Genomic DNA, 299 nt, shown 5'->3' on the forward strand with positions numbered 1-299 from the left:
TGTTGTTACGAGTGGATCAATCCGCACACCACCATTTCCGCTGACGGTACAAATTATGAATGCATGCAACATAAACGAGAGCATTTTGAATGTAAAATCTGTTGACACCGATGAAGTAAAAATATAACATGTATTTATAACTACAAATGTAGTCTAATATACGAATGTACTTTGGGGGTTGCATGCATGAATCTGAATCAAATACCACCGATTACGGATGCGGAATTGGAAATCATGCGCGTCTTATGGGCAAATCCGAATTGCCCATCCAGTGAGGTCGTAAAACAGCTGACGGAGCG

At 40.8% G+C, this 299-nt stretch carries 1 protein-coding gene; it reads left to right on the forward strand.

Features of this window, described 5'->3' with window-relative positions; all coding sequences use genetic code 11:
• Positions 1 to 192: 192 nt before the first annotated feature.
• Positions 193 to 299 (forward strand): BlaI/MecI/CopY family transcriptional regulator (locus BBG47_RS28670; protein ID WP_175400685.1); only part of this gene is annotated, 107 nt, incomplete at its 3' end.

It is taken from the genome of Paenibacillus sp. KS1 (assembly GCF_001680695.1).
GTDB lineage: Bacteria > Bacillota > Bacilli > Paenibacillales > Paenibacillaceae > Paenibacillus_B > Paenibacillus_B suaedae.